Below are 20,057 nucleotides of genomic sequence, written 5' to 3' on the forward strand. Positions count from 1 at the left end.
GTCCCGCGCGCGCCGGGGCCGGCGCCGCGCGGTTCGGGTAGGGAAATTAGTCGATCAGCTTGCTGTACGCGGCGGCGTCGATCAGCTTGTCGGTCGATGCGCCGTCCGCGAGCTTGATCTTGAACAGCCACACGCCGTACGCGTCGCCGTTCACGCCTTCCGGCGAGTCGGTGGCTGCCTCGTTGACGGCGACGATCTCGCCGGACACCGGCGAGTAGATGTCGGACGCGGCCTTCACCGATTCGACGACGCCGACGGCGTCGCCCGCCGTCACCGACTTGCCGACTTCGGGCAGCTCGAGGAAGACGATGTCGCCGAGCGTGCTCTGCGCGTGATCGGTGATGCCGACCGTCAGCGTGCCGTCCGCCTCGGTGCGGATCCACTCGTGTTCGTCGGTGTACTTCAGGTCGGCCGGGACGTTGCTCATCGGATGCTCCTGGATAAAAGGGTGTGTTCGTTTTGCTGGCGCGCCGCCGAGGCGCGCCGGATGGGGTTGCGCCGGGCGCCATTTCCCGGCTTTACCGGGACGCGGCCTGCCGGTCGCTTCCCGGTCGTTACGCAGCGAGGACCTTGCCGTTGCGCACGAACGGCAGTTTTACCACGCGCGCGGGAAGATTCTTGTCTCGAATTTGCACCTGGACGGTGTCGCCGATCCGGACGGCCGCCGGCACGCGCGCGAACGCGATCGATTCCTGCATCGACGGCGAGAACGTGCCGCTCGTGATCTCGCCTTCGCCGTGCGGCGTGACGACCTTCTGGTGCGCGCGCAGCACGCCGCCCGCCTTGCCGTTCTCCTTCTGCAGGATCAGGCCGACGAACGCGGCGCGCGTGCCGTTGGCTTCCAGTGCGGCGCGGCCGACGAAGTCGCGCGGCGCGGTGAGGTCGACCGTCCATGCGAGGCCCGCGTCGAGCGGGGACACGGTGTCGTCCATGTCCTGGCCGTACAGGTTCATGCCGGCCTCGAGGCGCAGCGTGTCGCGCGCGCCGAGCCCGCACGGACGCACGCCGTTTTGCTGCAGCGCATTCCACAGCGCGACGACGTGCACGGCCGGGACGATCACTTCGAAGCCGTCCTCGCCGGTGTAGCCGGTGCGGGCGACGGTGAGATCGCCGAACGGCGTGCCGGCGACCTGCGCGGCGTTGAACGGCTTGAGCTCGCCGGTGGCCGCGCGTGCGGACGGCACCGTCGCCCAGACCTTCTCGCGGGCGTTCGGGCCCTGGACGGCGACGATCGCGAAATCGCGGCGCGGCGCGATCGTCAGGCCGTAGCCGCCTTGCTCGTTCAGCTGGTTGAACCACGCGATGTCCTTCTCGGCGGTGCCGGCGTTGACGACCACGCGGAAGAATTCTTCGGTGAAGTAGTAGACGATCAGATCGTCGATGACGCCGCCCTGCGGGTTGAGCAGGCACGAGTAGAGCGCCTTGCCGGGCGTCTTGAGCTTGCCGACGTTGTTCGCGATCGCATGCTCGAAGAACGCGCGCACGCGGCTGCCGGTGAAATCGACGACGCACATGTGCGACACGTCGAACATGCCGGCGTCGGTGCGCACGGCTTCGTGTTCTTCGATCTGCGAGCCGTAGTTGACGGGCATGTCCCAGCCGCCGAAGTCGACCATGCGGGCATTGAGCGCGCGGTGCGCGGCGTTGAGCGGGGTGTGATTCAGTGCAGTCATCGAGGCCTCAGGCAAGGCGCTTGCGCGCGGATCAGAACGGCCATGTGCCGACCGCCGCGGCCGATGGCCTCGAGCGATCCGGTACATGCCCCTCTGTCCTCGATACCTGAGAGATTGCGCTGCGGGCAAAGCCCGGCGAACGCGCGCCCCTTCGGTGGGCAGCCTGCCCGCGCAGCCGATGCGCTGCGGGCTACTGCCGCTCTCCAGAGTGCGGGGAGTGCGGCCCGCGCAATGCGCGGACGGGAATCCCCGACGCGGTCGGTCCTTTTGCCTGAGAGTTTGCGGGTGTGCCCCTTCGGCGGCGCAACCGGTGTCGGAACACCCGGTCGCACGCTCTCCCGACGCGTGCGGGCGACTGTACGCGAGCGGGTCGGCATTGTCAATTTGAGCAAAAGAATGTCGCTTCGCGACAAGCGGCCGCGGCCGGCGCCGCCGCTTCATCCGCTCCGGCGGCGCCGGCGCGTTGACTCGCTTACTCGCCGATCGCGCGCGCGGCCGTGTCGAGTTCCTGGTTCAGCACGCGCTGCTCGTCGCCGGACAGGCCGCCGTTGTGCTGGGCCGCCATGTCGTTCGCTTCCTGGCGGATCACGTCGAGGCGGTGGTGCAGCTGTGCGCCATAGGGCGGCGGGTAATAACCGCCGTTCACGCGCGCGTCGATCCGGCGATGCAGGTTGTCGATCCGGCCCTGGACCTCCTGCATGCGGTCGTTCGCGACGACCTGCGGATTCGGTCGCGGCGGCGGAGGCGCCTGCCGGGCCGGCCGCTGCGGCTGCACGATACAGGCCGCGAGCGAGGAAACCAGGGCGCAGCATGCCGCTGCGCGAATCAACCGTTGCATCACATTCTCCTGACGGATAAGTGTCGAATCGACTTTTCGAGAAACGCGTCAGACCGGACGAGCGCTGACTTTCGTTCCCGCACCATTTGTAACGGAATGTTCGGGATCGTACCGGCCGGGCGGCGTGGTGGCGGGGGCCGCGCTGCCGCCGGCGCGTGGCGGCGTGGCGCGAAGCGCGGCCGGGTCGGCACCCGGCCGAGGCCGTCAGACCACGCGGCGCGCGAACGGCAGGCGGCGGCCGTCGTGCTCGCTCTGCGCGGCGAGCTCGATGATCGTCATCACGTCGACCGCGTCCTGCGCGGTCACGGGGAACGGCGCGCCGTCGCGGATCGACGCGGCGAGCGCGCGGTAGAACTCCGCGTACTGGCCGTCGAGCGTCGGCACCGGCCGCTCGACCTCGAGGTCGCCGTCGAGCACGCGCAGCAGGCCGGGCGGATTGCCGCCGCCGAATTCGACGTCGTCCGCGGTGAGGCCGGCCTTGAGCTGGTCTTCCTGCGTGTCGAGCCCGAACTTCTGGTAGCTGCCGCGGGTGCCGTGCAGCGTGAAGCGCGCGGGCTCGATCGCCGACAGCGCGCTCGCATGCAGCGCGACGTCCTTGTCCGGATAGCCGAGCAGCAGGTGCACGAAATCGGGCGCCGTGCCGTTGTCGCGGCGCGTCTTGACGGTGGCGCTCACCGTTTCCGGCGTACCGAACAACGCGAGCGCCTGGTCGATCAGGTGCGGGCCGAGGTCGAGCAGCAGGCCGCCGCCGCGGGCCGGCTCCTCGCGCCAGCGCGTGCGCGGCGTCGGCCGGAACCGGTCGAAGTGCGACGCGAAGTACGTGATGCGGCCGAGCTCGCCCGATTCGACGATCCGGCGCACGGTGAGGAAGTCGCCGTCCCAGCGGCGATTGTGGAACGGTGCGAACAGCCGGCTGCGCGCGTTCGCGAGCCGCGCGAGCGCGAGCGCCTCGTCGGCGGTGAGCGTGACGGGCTTGTCGACGACCACGTGGCGGCCGGCTTCGAGCACCTGGCGCGCGAGCGCGAAGTGAGTGTCGTTCGGCGTGGCGATCACCACGCACTCGATGTCGTCGAGGCCGAGCAGCGTGTCGAGGTCGGGGACGATGCGCGCACCCGGATACGCGGCCCGCGCGCGATCCGCCTGACCCGTCGCGATCGCGGCGACCTCGGTGCGGCCGCTCGTGGCGATCACGGGCGCGTGGAACGTCGCGCCGGCGAAACCGAAACCCATCAAACCAATCCTGAGCAATGACGACATGGCAATTCCTGGCTGCGAAGGAAACTAAAGGATGGCGCGCCTGAGCGACGCGAGGACGACCGGCTATTTTGGCATGGCGGCGCCGCTTGCACAGACGCGTCGGGCGAAACGCACGAAGCGGTGCGGCGCGTGCGCAGGCACTGCCGGCATTTTGCGCGGAATCGTGCGCCGCGCAGCCGGCCGGCCAGGGCGCGTACCGCGTCATTCGCCCGCCACGCCGTCGCGCGCGCCGGCCGCCTCGGGCAGCCGCGGTGTGACGCGGCGCACGTAACGCCCCTGCCCCGAACGCAGCGGGCCGGCGCGGACGGCGCCGCGGCACGCATATTGTGGCCGAACGGTGCGTGAACGGGGCCGGATTGGCCGGACGGACAGCGCGCGCCCGGCCGATCGGCCTGCGGGCGCCGCGTCCGGCGGCGCGCCCGAAATACGCGCCGCCGACGTGTTAACATGCGCGTCCTGCCTGCGTGTCCGCCTGCTTCGCCAGCCTGCCGCGCACGGCATCCTCCCGGCGTTCCGCCGTCAACCCGCAACACCATCCGCCATCATGTCAGCAGGCCTCAATCCCGCTCAGAACGAAGCGGTGCGCTATCTCGACGGTCCCTGTCTCGTGCTCGCCGGCGCGGGCAGTGGCAAGACCCGCGTGATCACGCAGAAGATCGCGCATCTGATCGAAGCGAAAGGCTTCGAGCCGCGCCATATCGCCGCCGTCACGTTCACGAACAAGGCGGCCGCCGAAATGCGCGAGCGCGTGTCGAAGCTGCTGGAAGGCAAGACGCTCACCACGCCGGGCAAGGAAGGCCGCAAGGTGCCCGTCAACCAGCTCACCGTCTGCACGTTCCACTCGCTCGGCGTGCAGATCCTGCGCCAGGAGGCCGAACACGTCGGCCTGAAGCCGCAGTTCTCGATCATGGATTCGGACGACTGCTTCGGGATGATCCAGGAGCAGCTCGGCACGACCGACAAGGGGTTGATCCGCAAGATCCAGAGCATCATCTCGCTGTGGAAGAACGGCCTGATCATGCCCGACGAGGCGATGGCGATCGCGGCCAACGAGGACGAGCATCAGGCCGCGCTCGTCTACCGCAACTACGTGGCGACGCTGCATGCGTACCAGGCGGTCGACTTCGACGACCTGATCCGCCTGCCGGCCGAGCTGTTCGCGAAGAACGAGCAGGTGCGCGACCGCTGGCAGAACAAGCTGCGCTACCTGCTGATCGACGAGTACCAGGACACCAATGCGTGCCAGTACGAGCTGCTGAAGCAGCTCGCGGGCCCGCGCGCCGCGTTCACGGCGGTGGGCGACGACGACCAGGCGATCTACGGCTGGCGCGGCGCGACGCTGGAGAACCTCGCGCAGCTCGGCAAGGATTTCCCGAAGCTGCACGTGATCAAGCTCGAGCAGAACTACCGGTCGACGGTGCGGATCCTGACCGCCGCGAACAACGTGATCGCGAACAACCCGAAGCTGTTCGAGAAGAAGCTGTGGTCCGAGCACGGGATGGGCGATTCGATCACCGTCACGGCGTGCAACGACGAGGAACACGAGGCCGAGTCGGTCGTGTTCCGGCTGTCCGCGCACAAGTTCGAGCGGCGCGCGCAGTTCCGCGACTACGCGATCCTGTACCGCGGTAATTTCCAGGCGCGGATCTTCGAGCAGGTGCTGCGGCGCGAGCGGATTCCGTACGTGCTGTCCGGCGGCCAGTCGTTCTTCGACAAGGCCGAGATCAAGGATCTGTGCGCGTACCTGCGGCTGATCGCGAACGCCGACGACGATCCCGCGTTCATCCGCGCGGTCACGACGCCGCGCCGCGGCATCGGCAACACGACGCTGGAAGCGCTCGGCTCGTTCGCGGGGCAGGCGAAGGTGTCGCTGTTCGAGGCCGTGTACATGGGCGGGATCGAGGCGCGGCTGTCGGCGCGCCAGGTCGAGCCGCTGCGGATGTTCTGCGACTTCATCCAGCGCCTGACCGAGCGCGCGGACAAGGAGCCCGCGACCGTCGTGCTCGACGACATGATGGAGGCGATCCACTACGAGGCGTACCTGTACGACGCGTTCGACGAGCGGCAGGCGCAGTCGAAGTGGCAGAACGTGCTCGAATTCCTCGAATGGCTCAAGCGCAAGGGCACGAAGCCCGAGACGGAAGCCGTCGACGGCGAGGCCGAAGGTTTCCACAACGCGGACGGGCTCGCCGATACGGGCAAGAACCTGCTCGGGCTGATCCAGACCGTCGCGCTGATGTCGATGCTCGAAGGCAAGGACGAGGATCCGGACGCCGTGCGGCTGTCGACCGTCCATGCGTCGAAGGGGCTCGAGTATCCGCACGTGTTCCTGGTCGGCGTCGAGGAAGGCATCATGCCGCACCGCGGCGGCAGCGAGGACGACGGCCCGATCGACAACGAGCGGATCGAGGAGGAGCGCCGGCTGATGTACGTCGCGATCACCCGCGCGCAGCGCAGCCTGCACCTGAACTGGTGCAAGAAGCGCAAGCGGGCGCGCGAGACGGTCGTGTGCGAACCGTCGCGCTTCATCCCGGAGATGGGGCTCGACGAAGCGCCGCCGCCGACGCCGGAAGAAGCGCCGATGTCGCCGAAGGACCGGCTCGCGAGCCTGAAGGCGTTGCTGCAGAAGTGACGCGACGGCGCCGCCGCGAGCACGACGGCGCGGCGAACGGGCGACCCCAAAACGAAACCCCCGCGGTGCGCTGGCGCCGCGGGGGGGGGGGGTTACGGCAGGCCGGGTGGTGCGTTACTTCGCCGCGTTGACCATGTAGTCGACGGCCGCCTTCACGTCGGCATCCGACGCGTTCGACCCGCCCTTCGGCGGCATCGCGCCCTTGCCGTGCAGCGCGTAGTTGTAGACCGTATCCATCGAGTCCTTCAGGCGCGGCGCCCAGTCTTCCTTGCTGCCGAACTTCGGCGCGCCGAGCACGCCGGCCGCGTGGCAGGCCTGGCAGGTCGACGCATACAGCGCCTTGCCGGCCGTTGCCGCATCGGCGCCGGCCGGGGCGGCCGCGGGCTTTTCGCCGGCCTTCGGGATCGCGGCGATCGCAGCCATCGCGGCGGCGGCCTGCGCGTTCGACGCGTCGGCGCCCGACGCGGGCGCGCCGCTGGCGGGCTGTGCCGCGTTGGCGGCCGGTGCGGCCGGTTCGGGGAAGTTCGCGCCGTCGTTGTTCGCCATGTAGACGATCGCACGGGCGATTTCATAGTCGCTGACGTCGTCGGGGCTGGTGCCGCCGCGCGCCGGCATTGCGCCCTTGCCCGCGAGGGCCGTCTTCAGCAGCGTGTCGAAGCCTTGCGAGATGCGCGGCGCCCAGTCGTCCTTGTTGCCGAACTTCGGCGCGCCGGCGGCGCCCGTACCGTGGCAGGTCACGCAGACGGCCTTGTAGACTTCCTCGCCGGTCTTGTACGTGCGGGGCGCGTTGGCGTCCTTCACGTCGACCTTCGCGATCGGGGCGATACGGGCGGCGACCTGCTCGTCGGATAGCGCGTCCGTGCCGGCGCCCGCACGGAATGCATGGTTCGCGTAATTGGCGAACAGGACGATCAGGACAATCGGAATCGCGAACGACGCGATGATGACGGCAATCAGCTGCCCGGGGGTTTTGACGGGAGATTCGTGGGGTGCTTCGCTCATGCTTGCCTCGTCTCCGTGAATAGGAATTGTGAGCGCGGTGCAACGGCAAAATGGCAGTCCAATGAAGCACGGACGATTATAGACGGAACGTTTACATCACGGCGAGCGGCGCGGTGGCGCGTGTTTACCCGCACGCAGCGGGCCCGTGCGGCGATTCGGCGGGCAAGGTGGACGCGTCGTGGGAAACCGGGTATCCTTGCCGTCTTGCCAATCGTGGGCGGCCTGTATATGGGGTCGCTTCACTGTCTCACGCGCCCGTAGCTCAATGGATAGAGTACTGCCCTCCGAAGGCAGGGGTTGCTGGTTCGATCCCAGCCGGGCGCGCCAAGCCTATCGAGGCTCTCAGCGGTTTCCTTCCTTCGTCGGACAGACTCATTGCAGCTAAATTGCAGCTAGCACCGGCTCGGCCGTCGGCGGCGCGACCCGATGCGCCAGCGTTTCCCATCCACCCAGCTCCTTCGATACCTGCAGCGGCGTGCTGCTGCTACGAGTGCCAGCTCACCTGGGCGTGACGTCGGTCGTGCCCGCGGAAGTCGTGCAGGCCGGCGCGCGCGGGTTCGCGCGCTAGCGCTGCGGCATGGTTTTCGCGGATCTTCGCAGACATCGCTTCGAGCGCGTCTCGGGAGCTGTTCCGCCTCGCTCTTCGCGCCCTTCAGCCGCGGCCATGACTAGGCCGATGCCTTCGCAGCACGCCTCACGTTCGCGTGCTGATGCGTAAGCGCGTCGGCGGGCGGCTGCCAGTTTTCCACCAGCGACAACAACCCCGGAAAGCGTGCGTCGAGATCTTCGCGGCGCAGCCGGCTTCGCCGTTCGAGCCCGTATTGGCGCTGGCGGAGCACCCCGGCTTCCCGCAGGGCCTTGAAATGGTGGGTCAGGGACGACTTGGGCCGGTCGAGGCCGAACCAGCCGCACGGATGGTCGTAGGCGTCGGACTCCATCATCAGCTTGTGGACGATGAACAGTCGCAGCGGATCGGCCAGCGCAGCCAGGATGTGCTCGAGCCGCAGATCGTCGATGGCCGGCTCATCCAGCGGCGCCGGGAGGTCGGCCGGCGTGACGGGCAGCGTCCCGGCTCGGGAGTTCGTAGGCTTTTTCGTCATGATGTTTCGCACTATAGCACCCTGTACGAGTTTTTTCGAACTAAGGTATAGTTCGAAAAAACTCGTACAGGAGGGTCGTCATGCCGCATTCTTCCGCGTCCGCTTGCGCACGCTCATCCCGCGCTGGTACTCGATCCCCGGCACGCATGGGGACCGTCGCCTGGATGATCACTGCAGTCTTCATGCTGTCGAACTCGACTACGCCGCTCTACGTGCATTGGCAGGAGCGGATGGGCTTTTCGTCCGGCATGCTGACCGTGATCTTCGCGCTCTACATCGTCGGCCTGCTGGGCACGCTGCTGGTGGCCGGGCAGTTATCGGATCACTACGGGCGCAGGCCGGTGCTGATTCCCGGCCTGCTTGCGGCGCTGGCGGCCTGCGGCCTCTTTGCCGGTGCCGATTCGATCGCGATGCTTGCGGTGGGCCGGCTGCTGGCGGGTGTCGCCGTGGGGGTCATCGTCTCGGCCGGCATGGCCGCGGTGGTCGACGCGGGCGGCCCCGAACGCAAGCCCAAGGCCGCCATGCTGGCCTCTATCGCGATGGTGCTGGGCGCCGGCCTCGGGCCGTTGTGCGCGGGCGGCGCGGTCCAGTGGCTGGCGCACCCCGTGCTGCCCATCTTCGCCATGGAGGCGCTGATCCTGCTCAGCGCGTTGGCGGTGGCATCGCGCTTGCCGGCGCGCAGCAAGGCCAATGGGCCGCTTCGACTGCGTTTGCCGCACGTGCCGGTTGCCAACCGCCGCCACGTCCTGTCCGGCATCGCCGCGTTCGGCCCGGGCATCACCGCGACCTCGTTCGTGCTGGCATTGGGCCCGTCGTTGCTGGCCCGGCTGCTCGACATCCGCAGCCCGTTGCTCGCCGGCGGCATGGCATGCGCGATGTTCTTCACCGCGGTTGGCGTGCAGTTCGCCGTGCGGAAATGGCCGGTCGCGCGCATCTTCGCGGCGAGTGCGTTGGCGACGATCCTGGCGATGATCGGCCTGGTGCTGGCGATTCATGCGTCGTGGGTTCCGGCATTGATCGTGTCCGCATTGCTGGCCGGCGCCGGGCAGGGGCTCGGGCAATTGGGCGGATTGACGCTGATCGGCCTGCATGTGCCCGATACCCATCGAGCCCAGGCCAATGCCGTCCTCAACATCGGCGGCTATATTCCGGCAGGCCTGCTGCCGGTGGCGACCGGCTATCTCATCGACCGCGTGGGATTGGCACCCGCCGGGACGTCGTTTGCGCTGGTGCTGGTCGTCACCGCAATGGTCGGCGGCGCGTGGGCGATGCGACGGACCACTGCCTGAGTTGCGCCTTTCCGTTGTGCGAGAATCGCCCGCAACGACCACTCCAAGCGTCGGTCGCGATTGATGCCGCGTGGCATCCATCTGCAATACACGATCGAATACGGGGACGTCTTCTGCGCCGGCGCGCCACGCGCGGGGCGGCAGGCTCATCGCCCGAACAGCCGCACGGAATGGGCTCAGATCGTCGCATCGCGTGCGTGCATGCTTCGGTAACCTGTCGATCGACGCTCTCCGTGCCGAAACGGTCGCCCGGGCGCGACACGCGTCGCGCATGCCGGGCCGCCGCCGCGACGGCCGGACGGGATGAATGTCCGCCGCTTTGCCCAGCCTTCCATGACGACGCCTGCTTCCGACGTTTCCACGCGTGTTCAGCACGCCGCGACCCTGTGCCAGAACGGGCGGTTCGCCGACGCGCTGTCGTGCGTCGAGCCGCTGCTCGACGCACCTGAGGGGGACGTCGCGGCGCTGCACATCGCGGCCGTTTGCGCGCTGGGCCTGAACCGCCTGACCGATGCCGAGGCCTGGTGGCAGTGCGCGATCGACGCGATGCCGGCGTTTGAACCGCCCTATGACGGCCTCGGCGCGCTACTGATGTCGCAGGGCCGCTTGCCCGAAGCCGAAGCGCTCCTGCGTCGACAGCTCGCCTCCGTCATGCCGTTGCGCGCGTCGCATCATCATCGGCTCGGCAAGGTGCTCGAAGCGCTCGGCCGGCTCGACGAGGCCGAACAGGCGTTCGGGCAGGCACTGCTGATCGAGCCGCGGTCGCCCGATGTGCTCACCGATCTCGGCAACCTGCTTCGCGTCCTCGTTCGGCCGGCGGAGGCGGAACTCGCGTACCGGCTCGCGATCGCCGTTCGCGCCGACCATGTGCTCGCGCACGCGAATCTCGGCGCGATACTCGTCGACATGCAGCGGTTGCCGGAAGCGGAGGCGGCCTGCCGGCAGACGATTGCACTGTGTCCGGATCATCCGGAGGCGCATTACAACCTCGGTATCGCGCTGCAGAACCTCGATCGCCTGCCCGAAGCGGAGGCGGCCTATCGCGACGCCATCCGCTGCCGGCCCGGCCTGCCGCACGCACACAACAATCTCGGCTGTGTGCTGCGTGCGCAGGGCCGCCACGACGAAGCGGCCCTCGCGTTTACCGACGCGCTGACGCTAGCACCGCGGATGGCCGAGGCGCACTACAACCTCGGCACGACGTTCGCGCATGCGGGCCGGCTCGACGACGCCGAACGCGCGTACCGTCGTGCGCTCGAGCTGCGCGCGGACTACGACGATGCGCGATTCGGGCTGGCGACGCTGCTGCTCAGCCGCGGACGATTCGAGGAAGGGTGGCGTCGCTACGAGTCGCGTTACGCGCAGTCGACGTTCGTGCACCGCCGGACCCGCGAGGTGCTGCGGTGCGCGCAGTGGCAAGGCGAGCCGCTGGCCGGCAAGACGCTGCTCGTGTGGCAGGAGGACGGCCTCGGCGACATGCTGCAGTTCAGCCGCTATTTCGCGGAATTTCGCGCGAGGCGGGCGGCGCGTGTGGTGTTCGCGTGCCAGCCGGCGCTGCATCGGCTGATGGAGGCGGTCGACGGCGTCGACGCGGTGCTCGATCACGAGACGGCCACCGCGCAGGCCGCGCAATTCGATTATTGGACGAGCCTGTTGAGCGCGCCGATGCACGCCGGCACGACGCTCGACACGATCCCGCCGCCGGTGCGGTTCATACCCGATCCGGCGCGCGTCGCCCACTGGGGCGCGCGCCTCGATGCGTTGCCGGCCGGCCCGCGCGTTGGCCTCGTGTGGAAAGGCAATCCGAAGCATCACAACGACACGCACCGTTCGCTGCCGTCGCTGGCGCTGCTGACGCCACTGTGGAGCGTGCCGGGGGTGAACTTCGTGAGCCTGCAGAAAGGACAGGGCGAGGACGAGGCGCGCCAGCCGCCGGGCGGCCTGCCGTTGCTGCACCTGGGCTCGGAGATCGACGATTTTGCCGATACGGCCGCGATCGTCGCGCAACTCGATCTCGTGGTGTGCGTCGACACGTCGAGCGCGCATCTGGCCGCGTCGCTCGGCACGCCTTGCTGGGTGCTGCTGCCGAATCAGGACGTGGATTGGCGCTGGATGCACGACCGTGAGGATTCGCCTTGGTATCCGGGTACGGTGAGGTTGTTTCGGCGCGGGCGCGGCGAAAGCTGGATTCAGGTGGCCGAGCGGTTGCGGGGGGCGTTTGCCGCGCATTTTGCAGCCGCACCCGTGACGCCGGACGAAGCGGCGCATACCGTCTGACGTGGCGGCACGCGCGGCACGGGTGCGGCGACACGGCATACTGCGCGAAACGCGACCCTGTTGCCGCTGCTTATCGGATCAATCGAGGCCTTTGTGGAAAACATCGTCATCGTCGGCTCTTCCGGTCACGCCAAGGTCGTGATCGACATCGTCGAACTGGCTGGCCGGTACCGGATCGCCGGGCTGATCGATTCGTTTCGCCCCCCCGGCGAAGAGACGCTCGGTTACGCGGTGCTGGGTGCCGAGCGGGATTTGCCGCAACTGGTCGACAAGCTCGGGATCGCCGGGCTGTTGGTCGCCATCGGCGATAACCACGCGCGCGAGCATGTGACGACCGGGCTCGCGGCGCTCGTGCCGGGCCTGCCGCGCGTGTCGGCGGTGCATCCGGCCGCGCGTGTCGGCAAGGCATCGACGATTGGCGCGGGCACGGTCGTGATGGCCGGCGCGGTGATCAACCCCGGCAGCTCGATCGGCGAAGGCTGCATCGTCAACACGAATGCGTCGCTCGACCACGACGGCGTGATGGAGGATTTCTCGAGCCTCGCACCCGGCGTCGTCACGGGCGGCAACTGCCGGATCGGCCACGGCGCGGCGATCGGCCTCGGTGCGATGCTGCGGCACCGGATCGCAGTCGGCGAGCACGGCGTCGTTGGCGCGGGTGCGGTCGTACTGCACGACGTCGAGCCGTACACGGTCGTGTACGGCAACCCGGCGCGCCGGATCCGCGCGCGTGCGGCCGACGAGCGTTACCTGTAAGCGCGACGGGTCAGAAAGCGATCAGCTCGACGATGCGGCGGACCATGTCGTCGCTGAGCGCCGGGTAGATCGGCAGGCACAACACCTTGCGCGCGGCTTCCGTTGCGACAGGCAGGTTGTCGCGGCTGGCGGACGGCAGCCCGCGGTACATCGGAAATTCCGAAATCAGCGGATGGAAGTAGCGGCGCGCATACACGTCGTAGTCGCGCAGCTTCTGGTACAGCGCATCGCGATCGAGCGGATAGTCTTCGTCGACGAGGATCGCGAAATACGCGTGGTTCGCGACGGTCTGACCGCCGAGCGGCACACAGCGGATGCCGCGCACGTCGGTCAGCAGCGTGCGGTACAGCGCGTCGATCTCGCGGCGGCGCGCGAGCGCGCCGTCGATGTGCTGCAACTGCAACATCCCGAACGCGGCGTTGATTTCGCTCATCTTGCCGTTGATGCCGGGCGCGACGACCGTGACTTCATCGACGAAACCGAAGTTCTTCAGGTGATCGATCCGCTGCTTGGTTTTCGCGTCGGGGCAGATGATTGCACCGCCTTCGAACGTGTTGAACACCTTCGTCGCGTGAAAGCTCAGCACCGACAGGTCGCCATGCGCGAGCACGCTGCCGTCGGCGTTCTGCACGCCGAACGCGTGCGCCGCGTCGTAGATCACACGCAGGTTGTAGTTGTCGGCGATCTTCTGGATCGCGTCGACGTCGCACGGATTGCCGTAGCAATGCACGGGCATGATCGCCGTGGTCTGCGGCGTGATCGCCGCCTCGATGCGCGCGGGGTCGAGATTGAGCGTGCCAGGCGCGACGTCGACGAATACCGGCTTGATGCCGTTCCACAGCAGCGAATGCGCGGTCGCGACGAACGAGTACGGTGTCGTGATGACCTCGCCGGTAATACGCAGCGCCTGCAGCGCCGTGACGAGCGCGAGGGTGCCGTTCGCGAAAAGCGACAGGTACGGCACGCCGAGATAGTCGCACAGCGCACGCTCGAACTGCTGATGGAACGGGCCGCCGTTCGTCAGCGTGCGGCTCTCCCAGATCTTCTCGAGATACGGCAGGAATTCCTCGAGCGGCGGCAGGTGCGGTTGCGTGACGTAGATGCGTTCGTGCGGCAGTTGCGCGACGGACGACGCGGGCAGGCTGGCGGTCATGATGGTCTCTCTCGGTAACGCGTGGCGTTCAGGCCTCGACCGCGGCCGGTGCGGTCGCCACGTCGTCGAACAGCGGCGTGTCGAATGCGGTGACCGGCTCGCCGGCGCACCAGCGGGTCCACATCGTGCGCAGCGCCGACGACAGCCCGGCCGCGACGACGGCCGGCCGGAACGCGGCGGACGCTCCGCAGCGCGCGCGCAGGCCGGCGCGAAGCGCCTGTAGCGCGGCGGTGTCGCCGCTGAGCGCCAGCGCCCTCGCGACGAAATCGTCCTCGTCCGTCGCGATGTACGCATCGAGCCCGACGTGCTGCAGCCAGCCCGCGCTACCGCGCCCGGCCATCGTCGCGCCGGGGATCGTCACGGTCGGCACGCCCATCCACAGCGCATTCAGCGTGGTCGTCGAACCCGTGTATGGGAATGTGTCGAGGCAGAGGTCGACGCCGTGATGCTGCTGCATGTAGACCGGAATGTTCGAGCGCCGGTGGAACGCCAGGCGGCCGGCATCGATCCCCGCGGCGGCGAACCATTCGGTCAGCGCGTGCTGGTCGCCGTCGTTGCCGATCGCGCCGAGCACCATGCGCGCGGTCGGGTCCGCATGCAGTACGCGCGCCCAGACCGCGATCACGTGCGGGCTCAGCTTGTTCAGGCGGTTGAAGCTGCCGTAGGTCGTATGACCGTTGCGCAGCGCCGGCAGCATGTTGACGGGCGGGCAGTTCGGCGGCGGCATGTAGGGGGCGATCGCGGGAAGCCGCACGATCCGTTCGACGAACTGGTCTTCGAATGCGCCGTGCGGCGCGACGAAGCGGTCCGTCAGGTAATAGTCCATCTCGGCGAGGCCGGTCGTGGCCGGATAGCCGATCCATGACGCCTGCACCGGTGCCGCGCGCTGCGCCAGCGCGACCAGCCGATTGCGGCCGGTGTGGCCCGACAGGTCGATCATGATGTCGATCCGATCGTTGCGCACGCGCTCGAGGAAGGCCTGATCGCTGATGCCGGCGATGTTGCGCCAGTTCGCCGCGTGGGCCTTGAAGCGCGCGGAGGTCTGATCTTCTTCGACGTGGTTGTGATAGAAGTGCATCGCGATGCCGGGATCGGCCGCGAGATGCTCGATCACGGGCACCGCGTAGGAGGCGACCGCGTGGCCGAACAGGTCGCCCGACACGAAGCCGACCTGCAGCCGGCGCGCCGGGTCGCGCGAGTTCGAGAAGCCGGCCGTGCGCTTGCGCTTGTGGTTGTCGTAACGCTGGCCGAACCGACGGTGTTCGGCGACGAGCGCTTGTGGACTGAAATCGCTGCTGTGCGCAATGCAGAACAGCATGCTGCTGTGGGTCACGCTGTCGGTCGGGTCGAGTTCGATCGCGCGCCGCAGCCATCCGAGCGCCTCCTGCGTGGCGCCCTGTTCGAGCAGCACGAACCCGAGCGTGCCGTTCGGGGCAGCGTGGCCAGGCGCGAGCTCGACGGCGCGCCGGCAGGCGGCGATCGCTTCGTCCGTGCGGCGCAGCGCGAACAGCACGAGGCCATGGATCCGCAGCCCCTCGGGGTGGTCCGGCTGAAGCTCGAGCAGGCGGCGGCACTGTTCGTCGGCTTCCGCGAGACGGCTCATCACCCGCAGCGTGTCGGCAAGCAGGATGCGCACGAGCACTTCATCCGGCAGCAATTCGACCGTGCGCAGGCCGGCGTCGATCATCTCCGCATAGCGGCCGTCCTTGTGCAACGACGCGGATAGTGCACGCCAGCATGCGCCGTCGTCCGGATGGTCGGCGGCAAGCCGTTGTGCAAGCGCGGTGGCTTCCGCGTACTTGCCCTTGCCGAACAGCGCCGCGTGCTTTTGCAGGAGGTTCGGATTCGCGCGGTGGACCGGCTTGCCGGTGTCGTCGTACCTGGTCGGCGTGACGGCGGTTTCCGCGACGATCGCCGCGTCGACACCGCTGGGGGCGATGGCGGCCGCGGCGGTCGCGAGCATCGTATCGGGCATCGCCATCTGTGCGATCAGCCCGTCGAGCGCGGGGCCGTGCACGCCGCGCTGCTGCGCGATCTCGACTGCGACCCACGCGGCCGGCGTCTGCCCGCTACGGTGCAGCGCGTGGATGTAGCTGACCCAGTAATAGCCGTTGGCCGGATTGGCGCCGAGCGCGGCTTCGAAATGCGGCACCGCGTCGGCCGGACGGCCCGTATCGACCATGAGTACCGCGAGGTTGTAGTGCGCGTCCGCGTGCGCGGGCACCGCGTCCAGGATCGCCTCGTACAGCGCCTGCGCTTCGTCGAATGCGCCGCTGCGCTGGCGTTCGAGCGCGTTATCCATGACGAGCGCAATGTCCTGCGCAAGCTGCTGTTCGGGCGTGAGCGTGGCGGTAGCGGACGGATCGGACGGGGGCATGATGAAATCTGCGGAAAGTCGGTCGATACCATTATGGGTAGCGTGCCGTCGCGCCGATGCCGCGAGGTGACGGGAAAAGCCCGGTCAGTTTGGCCGATTGACCGGTCGGCCGAGCCCGGGGGGCGCGTTTGGCGGCAACCAAAAAAACGCCCGCACGAGGCGGGCGGGGAGGCGAACGAGCACGCCCTCACATCAGCGCGTAGTTCTTGTTGTCGGGTTGGCGGCGCGTGCGTATCGAGTACGCCGCGCGGCGCGTCTTAACGGTTCGCGATGCTCTGGTACTGGCCGACGGCCTGCACGCGGCTCATCGCCGCCTGGTATTCGTCGGTCAGTTCCCGCTGCGCGCGTTGCGCGTCGGCGAAGATGCGGTCGTTGCTGGCCTGCATGCGGCGGATCGCGGCGATGCCGCCGGGCGGCTGGTCGGTCGAGAGCCGTGCGACGAGCGACCCGCGCGCATCGACGAGGCGCACGGCCTCGACCCAGTCGGCCATCGCGGCCGCGTGTTCGATCGCGTCGGTCAACGTGTCGATCTGCGCAATCAGTTCGGTCTGTTCCATCTGGGTGCTCCCGTCCGGCTAGCGGTCAGCTCTTGTTGTTCGACATCGCGCCGGCGCTGTTCGCGCCGCCGAACAGCTGGGTCAGGTATTGCGAATTGCTGTTCATCGTCGCCATCAGCGTATTGAGCGCGGTGAACTGCGCCTGGTACTGGCTCGTCAGCTGGGCCGCGTAGTTCGACAGCGTCGTCTGCTGCTGGGCGACGTTCTTCAGATCGTTGCTGAGCGCGGTCGTGCGTGCGGCGATCAGTCCGTTCGTCTTCGTGTAGTTCGTGATGTTCGTCGTCAACTGCTCGCCGATCCCGTTGGTCGAGTTGAACAGCGACGCGACACCGGTCGGATTGTTCTGCAGTGCGCCATTGAGCGCGGTGCTGTCGACCTTGAGCGTGCCGTCGGCCTGCAGCGTGACGCCGATCGACGCGAGGTTGACCGTCGAGCCGTTGGCGCTCACGCCGCTCGCGACAATCGATGCAAGCGCGTTCTTGATCGTGTTCAGCGTCGAGTCGCCGAGCAGCGGGCCTTGCGACGACGCGCCGGACGTGAAGCTCGACAGCGAGCCCATCGTCGTGACGAGCGTGTTGTAGAGCGACGCGAAGTTGTTGATCGCGGCGGCCTGGGATTTCGTGTCGGTGGCGACCGTCAGCGTTTGCGGTTGCGTCGCGCTGACGGCGGCGCTGGTCAGGTTCAGCGTGACGCCGGTGATCGCGCTCGTCACCGTGTTGCTCGCGCTGGTGCCGGCGATCCCGTTGATCGTGTACGCGGCGTCCTGCGCGGCCGTGCTCTGCTTCCACGCGGCGCTGCCGTTCGCCGACGTGATCGTCGACTGGCCGCCCGTCGTGCTGGCCGTGGACGTGACGCCGAGGCTGGACAGGCCGTTGTCGCCGGAAACGTTGCTGAGCGCGACGCCGATCGTGTTCGCCGCGCCGGTCGGCGTCGAGCTGAGCACGAGGTGGGCGCCGTCGCTGCCGTTGACGACCGACGCGACGATGCCCGGGTTACCGGTCGCGGTGTTGATCGCGGCGGCGATGCCGGACAGCGTGTTGTTCGTGCTGTTCACGTCGACGGTGAACGACTGGCTGCCGAGCGACAGCGTCATCGTGCCGGTGCCGAGCGCGGTCGACGCGCCGAACGCGGCCGACGACAGCGACTGCGACGTCGCGATCTGCGTGACGCCGACCGAATAGCTGCCGGCCACCGCGCCGGCGCCCGCGGTCGCGGTGAGGCCGGTGCCGCTCGCGGTCGCGGTGAAGGTGTTCTGCAGCGAGCCGTTCGACAGCGTCGTGAGGCTGGCCTGCAATGCGCTCAGCGCGGCCGACAGCGCGCCGTACGCGGAAATCTGGGTGTTGTCGCTGCTTTGCTGCGCGTTGAGCGCGGCGGCCTGGCCGGCGGTCTTCGCATTGACGAGTGCCGTCACGAGCGAGTTGACGTCCATCGACGAGTTGCCGGTCGAACCGCTGATGATCGATTGGGCAGCCTGCTGCAGCTGGCTGTTGGCCGAATTGTTGGCGGCTGTGACGGCGGAATTGATCGTCGACATCGTGGTGCTCCGTGCGGCGGATGATCCGTGAGATTCTGGGTGAAGACCTGGCGGCGGGGCGAGGCCCCGCGCGCCAAGTGACTGCGGCCGGGCCGCGCATCACGCGGGGCCCGGCCGTGGGTTGCTACGCGATTACTGCAGGAGCTTCAGGACCTGCTGCGGCAGCGAGTTCGCCTGCGCGAGCACCGAGATGCCTGCTTGCTGCAGCACCTGGTTCTTCGACATGTTCGCGGTTTCCTGCGCGAAGTTCGCGTCGGTGATCTGCGACTGTGCCGACGACAGGTCGGTCGATTCCGCTTGCTGCGCGGTGGCGATTGCCGTGAAACGGTTTTGTGCCGCGCCGAGTGCCGCCTGCACGTTGTTCACCGTCTGCAGCGCGTTGTCGATCGACACCATCGCGACGTTCGCACCGCTGACCGTGCTGATGTCGAGGCCCGACACGGTCTTCGGCGTGTTGACGGCGTTGATTTGCGCAACTGCGTTGGAGATCGCGGTGAGCGACGCCGACGACATGCTCGTGCTGGTTGCGCTCGAGCTGATCGTGATTTGCGTGACGCTTGCGCCGTTGGACGCAGTACCGGCCGACGTCGTGAAGATCGCCGCTGCCGTTGCACCCGTGATTGCCGTGCCGTTCTGGTCGGTGTACGTGAAGCCGCCCTTGCCGTCCGACGTCACGTTGACAGCCGTGATCGCTGCGCCCGACGACGTGTACTTGCCGGCAGAATCGAGGCTCAGGCCCGTGACCGTACCGACCGTCTGGCCGCTCTGCACGAGGCCGCCACCAATTTGCGCCGCCGACATGCTCTGGCTCAGGTCCAGCGAAATCGTCTGGCCGACGTTCGCACCGACCTGGAACGACACGATGCCTGCGTTGCCGTTCAGGATGTTCGTGCCGTTGTACGTCGTTTGCGACGCGATACGGTTCACTTCCTGGATCTGCTGCGCGACTTCCTGCTGCAGTGCTGCCTGGTCGGTCGTGGACATCGTGCCCGTCGACGCCTGGACGGCCAGCTGGCGGATACGTTGCAGGCTGTTCGTCAGCGACGACAGTGCGCTCGAAGCCGTTTGAATCATCGACACGCCGTCGTTGGCGTTCGACACGCCCTGGTTCAGACCGTTGATCTGGGTCTGCATCCGGGTCGAGATCGCGAGGCCTGCTGCGTCGTCCGCTGCGCTGTTGATGCGCTTGCCCGACGACAGGCGCGTGATTGCCTGGGACAGGGCGTTTTGCGAGCCGTTGAGGTTCTGCTGTGCAACCAGCGAGTTGATGTTGCTGTTAATTCCGAGCATGAAAAAATCTCCTGTTTAAGCCGAAAGCCCTGGAAAGCCGTTTTGGCGTCGGCGGAAGCACTCGTTCATTGCTGGCCGCCTCAGAGCAGGATTTCGGCGCACCAAAACAAAACTTGAGGGGTGCATGGAGATTCGGCCCGATTTTTTATCCTTCTTTGTCATTTCGGACCGGCCCCGGCGCGACGCCGGATTAAACGGGGGCAGAAACCGGCCCGGCACGGCCTCGGCACGCAGTCGCGACGCTGTGCACGCGCGACCGACAAAAGGGTGGTTTTGTCTGTGATTCCCTGCTATCATGGCGGGCTGAATTGAGATTTTCTGT

General features: G+C 67.8%; 15 protein-coding genes, 1 tRNA gene and 2 riboswitches. Of the genes, 5 read left to right on the forward strand and 11 right to left on the reverse strand.

Going from position 1 to position 20,057, the window contains the following annotated elements:
• Positions 1 to 46: 46 nt before the first annotated feature.
• The 4 genes from gcvH to HWX62_RS25725 all read right to left on the reverse strand — a co-directional run bounded on the left by gcvH (position 47) and on the right by HWX62_RS25725 (position 3,768).
• Complete coding sequence (gene gcvH / locus HWX62_RS25710) at positions 47 to 427, reverse strand: glycine cleavage system protein GcvH (RefSeq protein WP_175930922.1); 381 nt, start codon at positions 425 to 427, stop codon at positions 47 to 49.
• 127 nt (positions 428 to 554) lie between these two features.
• The gene (gcvT, locus tag HWX62_RS25715) at positions 555 to 1,673 is read right to left on the reverse strand and encodes a glycine cleavage system aminomethyltransferase GcvT (RefSeq protein WP_175930921.1); all 1,119 of its coding nucleotides are present in this window, start codon (positions 1,671 to 1,673) and stop codon (positions 555 to 557) included.
• Between the two features lie 83 nt (positions 1,674 to 1,756).
• A riboswitch (glycine riboswitch) is annotated at positions 1,757 to 1,890 on the reverse strand.
• 32 nt (positions 1,891 to 1,922) lie between these two features.
• Positions 1,923 to 2,024, reverse strand: a riboswitch (glycine riboswitch).
• A 121-nt stretch (positions 2,025 to 2,145) separates the two neighbouring features.
• The gene (locus tag HWX62_RS25720) at positions 2,146 to 2,511 is read right to left on the reverse strand and encodes a hypothetical protein (RefSeq protein WP_175930920.1); all 366 of its coding nucleotides are present in this window, start codon (positions 2,509 to 2,511) and stop codon (positions 2,146 to 2,148) included.
• A 204-nt stretch (positions 2,512 to 2,715) separates the two neighbouring features.
• Complete coding sequence (locus HWX62_RS25725) at positions 2,716 to 3,768, reverse strand: oxidoreductase (RefSeq protein WP_175930919.1); 1,053 nt, start codon at positions 3,766 to 3,768, stop codon at positions 2,716 to 2,718.
• A 544-nt stretch (positions 3,769 to 4,312) separates the two neighbouring features.
• Here HWX62_RS25725 and HWX62_RS25730 point away from each other — a divergent pair.
• Positions 4,313 to 6,400: a UvrD-helicase domain-containing protein gene (locus tag HWX62_RS25730; protein WP_175874689.1), complete on the forward strand. Its 2,088-nt coding sequence runs from the start codon at positions 4,313 to 4,315 to the stop codon at positions 6,398 to 6,400.
• Between the two features lie 114 nt (positions 6,401 to 6,514).
• On the opposite strand, the gene HWX62_RS25735 is transcribed toward HWX62_RS25730, so the two are convergent.
• Positions 6,515 to 7,402, reverse strand: a complete 888-nt coding sequence (locus HWX62_RS25735; protein ID WP_175930918.1) for a c-type cytochrome — start codon at positions 7,400 to 7,402, stop codon at positions 6,515 to 6,517.
• Positions 7,403 to 7,653: 251 nt separating this feature from the next.
• On the opposite strand from HWX62_RS25735, the gene HWX62_RS25740 reads away from it, so the two are divergent.
• A tRNA-Arg gene (locus HWX62_RS25740) sits at positions 7,654 to 7,729 on the forward strand.
• A gap of 341 nt (positions 7,730 to 8,070) precedes the next feature.
• On the opposite strand, the gene HWX62_RS25745 is transcribed toward HWX62_RS25740, so the two are convergent.
• Positions 8,071 to 8,502, reverse strand: coding sequence for a helix-turn-helix transcriptional regulator (locus tag HWX62_RS25745; RefSeq protein WP_175930917.1), 432 nt, complete (start codon positions 8,500 to 8,502; stop codon positions 8,071 to 8,073).
• Between the two features lie 146 nt (positions 8,503 to 8,648).
• Here HWX62_RS25745 and HWX62_RS25750 point away from each other — a divergent pair, with 146 nt between their 5' ends.
• The 3 genes from HWX62_RS25750 (at position 8,649) to HWX62_RS25760 (ending at position 12,824) form a co-directional block, all read left to right on the forward strand.
• A complete protein-coding gene (locus HWX62_RS25750) occupies positions 8,649 to 9,791 on the forward strand; it encodes an MFS transporter (RefSeq protein ID WP_208458653.1) in 1,143 nt (380 codons plus the stop codon).
• A gap of 333 nt (positions 9,792 to 10,124) precedes the next feature.
• On the forward strand, positions 10,125 to 12,068 hold the full coding sequence (locus tag HWX62_RS25755) for a tetratricopeptide repeat-containing glycosyltransferase family protein (protein WP_175930915.1): 1,944 nt from the start codon (positions 10,125 to 10,127) through the stop codon (positions 12,066 to 12,068).
• Between the two features lie 93 nt (positions 12,069 to 12,161).
• Complete coding sequence (locus tag HWX62_RS25760) at positions 12,162 to 12,824, forward strand: acetyltransferase (protein WP_175931033.1); 663 nt, start codon at positions 12,162 to 12,164, stop codon at positions 12,822 to 12,824.
• Positions 12,825 to 12,834: 10 nt separating this feature from the next.
• On the opposite strand, the gene vioA is transcribed toward HWX62_RS25760, so the two are convergent.
• The 5 genes from vioA to HWX62_RS25785 all read right to left on the reverse strand — a co-directional run bounded on the left by vioA (position 12,835) and on the right by HWX62_RS25785 (position 19,735).
• On the reverse strand, positions 12,835 to 13,977 hold the full coding sequence (gene vioA / locus HWX62_RS25765; RefSeq protein WP_175930914.1) for a dTDP-4-amino-4,6-dideoxy-D-glucose aminotransferase VioA: 1,143 nt from the start codon (positions 13,975 to 13,977) through the stop codon (positions 12,835 to 12,837).
• Between the two features lie 28 nt (positions 13,978 to 14,005).
• Positions 14,006 to 16,354, reverse strand: coding sequence for a tetratricopeptide repeat protein (locus HWX62_RS25770; RefSeq protein ID WP_175930913.1), 2,349 nt, complete (start codon positions 16,352 to 16,354; stop codon positions 14,006 to 14,008).
• Positions 16,355 to 16,611: 257 nt separating this feature from the next.
• Entirely contained in the window at positions 16,612 to 16,911 is a 300-nt protein-coding gene (locus HWX62_RS25775) for a flagellar protein FliT (protein WP_175930912.1), read from the reverse strand.
• 25 nt (positions 16,912 to 16,936) lie between these two features.
• Positions 16,937 to 18,445, reverse strand: a complete 1,509-nt coding sequence (fliD, locus tag HWX62_RS25780) for a flagellar filament capping protein FliD (protein WP_175930911.1) — start codon at positions 18,443 to 18,445, stop codon at positions 16,937 to 16,939.
• A gap of 132 nt (positions 18,446 to 18,577) precedes the next feature.
• Positions 18,578 to 19,735 (reverse strand): flagellin, encoded by a 1,158-nt coding sequence (locus tag HWX62_RS25785; protein ID WP_175930910.1) that lies wholly within the window; start codon positions 19,733 to 19,735, stop codon positions 18,578 to 18,580.
• Between the last annotated feature and the right edge of the window lie 322 nt (positions 19,736 to 20,057).

It is taken from the genome of Burkholderia sp. BCC0506, from assembly GCF_902833145.1.
Taxonomy (GTDB): Bacteria; Pseudomonadota; Gammaproteobacteria; order Burkholderiales; family Burkholderiaceae; genus Burkholderia.

Coding starts and splice junctions, on each gene's coding strand:
- HWX62_RS25720 (WP_175930920.1), bottom strand. CDS start 2,511: ATGCAACGGTTGATTCGCGCAGCGGCATGCTGCGCCCTGGTTTCCTCG.
- HWX62_RS25730 (WP_175874689.1), top strand. CDS start 4,313: ATGTCAGCAGGCCTCAATCCCGCTCAGAACGAAGCGGTGCGCTATCTC.
- HWX62_RS25745 (WP_175930917.1), bottom strand. CDS start 8,502: ATGACGAAAAAGCCTACGAACTCCCGAGCCGGGACGCTGCCCGTCACG.
- HWX62_RS25770 (WP_175930913.1), bottom strand. CDS start 16,354: ATGCCCCCGTCCGATCCGTCCGCTACCGCCACGCTCACGCCCGAACAG.
- HWX62_RS25750 (WP_208458653.1), top strand. CDS start 8,649: ATGGGGACCGTCGCCTGGATGATCACTGCAGTCTTCATGCTGTCGAAC.
- HWX62_RS25735 (WP_175930918.1), bottom strand. CDS start 7,402: ATGAGCGAAGCACCCCACGAATCTCCCGTCAAAACCCCCGGGCAGCTG.
- fliD (WP_175930911.1), bottom strand. CDS start 18,445: ATGTCGACGATCAATTCCGCCGTCACAGCCGCCAACAATTCGGCCAAC.
- HWX62_RS25785 (WP_175930910.1), bottom strand. CDS start 19,735: ATGCTCGGAATTAACAGCAACATCAACTCGCTGGTTGCACAGCAGAAC.
- vioA (WP_175930914.1), bottom strand. CDS start 13,977: ATGACCGCCAGCCTGCCCGCGTCGTCCGTCGCGCAACTGCCGCACGAA.
- HWX62_RS25725 (WP_175930919.1), bottom strand. CDS start 3,768: ATGTCGTCATTGCTCAGGATTGGTTTGATGGGTTTCGGTTTCGCCGGC.
- gcvT (WP_175930921.1), bottom strand. CDS start 1,673: ATGACTGCACTGAATCACACCCCGCTCAACGCCGCGCACCGCGCGCTC.
- HWX62_RS25775 (WP_175930912.1), bottom strand. CDS start 16,911: ATGGAACAGACCGAACTGATTGCGCAGATCGACACGTTGACCGACGCG.
- gcvH (WP_175930922.1), bottom strand. CDS start 427: ATGAGCAACGTCCCGGCCGACCTGAAGTACACCGACGAACACGAGTGG.
- HWX62_RS25755 (WP_175930915.1), top strand. CDS start 10,125: ATGACGACGCCTGCTTCCGACGTTTCCACGCGTGTTCAGCACGCCGCG.